The 1,546-nt window shown below is 67.8% G+C and carries 1 protein-coding gene; it reads right to left on the reverse strand.

From position 1 onward, the window contains the following. Positions 1-311: 311 nt before the first annotated feature. Positions 312-1,445: an IS110 family transposase gene (locus DDE13_RS22340; protein ID WP_111406390.1), complete on the reverse strand. Its 1,134-nt coding sequence runs from the start codon at positions 1,443-1,445 to the stop codon at positions 312-314. Between the last annotated feature and the right edge of the window lie 101 nt (positions 1,446-1,546).

Consider the following 1,546-nt stretch of genomic DNA (forward strand, 5'->3'; position numbering starts at 1 on the left):
CTCTCATGTTCGTTTGTCAAGTTTTTCGCGCGAGGCGATGACCCGGCGCCGTCTTCGCTGCCGGGGATGGTGGATGTGTGCGGCGCGCATGGCTGGGGGCAGAGCCTTCAGACGACGGTAGATCACACTCTGATGCGCGGGTTGGATACCGCATGACCGTTGATCCGTCTTGGGCTTGCCGACTGTCTTCCTGCGGGCGTCGGGATCCGGAGCGGATCGCCGGCCACAAAGGAACCTCGTGGATTCCCGGATGGCTCTGCCCCCAGTGACACGCGCCGGGGATGTCGGGTGGTGTCAGCTCCTTTCTTTTCTCAGCAAGCTGCCGCCGCTGCGGGCTGGGTGTTCGGGGTGACCTTCCTGGCGATGGCCCAGATGAAGGCGGCCAGTTCCCGGGCGATGGCGGTGACGACGAGGGTCGCGGGCTTGCCGCGCCCACTGAGTCGGCGATACCGGGCGCAGAGCCGGATCTGCGCTTTCCACGCGATGTCGCGGATCTCCTGCGGAAGTCCTTCGAGCCGTGCCATGTGCACCTTTCCGACGGCCGCGTGGCAGCGATAGGTCCAGGCGCCCTCGATCAGCATGCGTCGTGCATCCTTGGATCCTGCCTTGGTGATGCCGCCCCGTGCCGTCCGTGGGCCGCTCGAGTATTCCGACGGCACGAGCCCGAGCCAGCTCATCAGCTGGCGGGGATTGTCGAAGCGGCCGAGGTCCCCGGTCTCGGCCATCACGGTGACGGCGGAGATGAAGCTGACGCCGCGCATCGCCTGGATGGCCTCGACCACCGGCGCCAGGGACCAGATCGGCACCAGCGTGCGGATCTGATCTTCGATCCGGGCGAGCCGGGCCGCGGCGTCGTCGACCGCGTGGATGTATTCCTGCAGCACGATCTGGTGGGCGGGGTGCTGGAAGCGCAGGCCCGAGAGCCAGACGCGGTGCTTCTTCGTCCAGTTGCACCCGGCGCGGAAGACCCGGTCGTGGCGCAGCAGGAACCCCGAGAGTTGCTGGCGGGCGCGGCGCAGGCTCTCCATCGCCGCGGTGCGCGCGCGGACCAGGTCGCGCATCGCCTCGTGGCCCTCGTCCGGCACCCAGACGGCGGTCAACTCCCCCGCCCTGTGCAGCCGCGCCAGAAGGACGGCGTCGCGCCGGTCGGTCTTGACCCGATCGCCGGGGCGCGCGGGCGTCTTCGACGGGGCGACCAGGTCGCAGTCGTGGCCCATCTCGGTCAACTGGCGATGGATGCCGTAGCCGCAGGGCCCGGCCTCGTAGCAGAAATGCAGCGTGTCGTGCGCCTTGGTCAGCTTCCTGACCAGCTTGCGGATCGCCTCGCGCGTGTTCTCGATCTCGCCGAGATAGCGCACCTCGCCGCCGCGGCGGTCCTCGGCGACCGCCACCGCGATCGTCTCTTTGTGCACGTCCAGACCGACAAATGCTGTATCCTCTCCCATGGTTCGTCTCCTCGTGTATGGGGCTCTGCTCCGTGCCGTACGGGCAATCCCCGGCATAACACGACGGAGACGGGCCACCCCGAAACGAACATTGGGTCCTT

Source organism: Meridianimarinicoccus zhengii, assembly GCF_003254465.1.
Lineage (GTDB): Bacteria > Pseudomonadota > Alphaproteobacteria > Rhodobacterales > Rhodobacteraceae > Meridianimarinicoccus > Meridianimarinicoccus zhengii.